The sequence below is a fragment of the Streptomyces sp. SID12501 genome, from assembly GCF_010550245.1.
Taxonomy (GTDB): domain Bacteria; phylum Actinomycetota; class Actinomycetes; order Streptomycetales; family Streptomycetaceae; genus Streptomyces.
The window spans coordinates 1-492 of record NZ_JAAGLU010000482.1 but is presented as its reverse complement, the minus strand read 5'-3'; the positions used below and the strand labels follow the sequence as shown (position 1 = coordinate 492).

General features: G+C 72.2%; 1 protein-coding gene. It reads right to left on the bottom strand.

What is annotated here, in order from left to right; genetic code table 11:
• On the bottom strand, positions 1-283 hold a 283-nt coding region (locus G3I71_RS46885; RefSeq protein ID WP_239149798.1), incomplete at its 3' end, for an alanine--tRNA ligase-related protein.
• Between the last annotated feature and the right edge of the window lie 209 nt (positions 284-492).

The window sequence follows — 492 nt, the reverse complement described above, 5'->3', positions numbered from 1 at the left end:
AGTCGCCGAACGAGAAGTTGCCGAGCATCTGGAAGAACGTGCCGTGCCGCGTCGTGCGACCGACGTTCTCGATGTCGTTGGTGCGGATGCACTTCTGCGCGTTGGCGACCCGGGGCCAGGGGGCGTCCTGCGTGCCGAGGATGTACGGGATGAACGGCACCATGCCGGCGATCGTGAAGAGGATCGACGGGTCCGGGGAGATGAGCGGCACGGACGGCACGATGGTGTGGTCCTTGCTCGCGAAGTAGTCGAGCCAGCGCTGGCGGATCTCGGCGGTGCGCATGTCGTCCTCGTCAGGTGGGGGCCGTCGCCGGGCGGCGGCGGGAGGTTCGGTGGTGGGCGGCGCGCTGGCCGCGGGACCGGGGCGGGCCCGGTCAGAAGAAGGGGGCGTGCTCGTCGTCGTCCGGGTCCTGCGTCGGCTCGCCGGCCCAGCCGCGCGCGGCGCGGTCGCGGGCGAGGTCGGCGGACACGCGCGCGCGTTCCCGTTCGAGA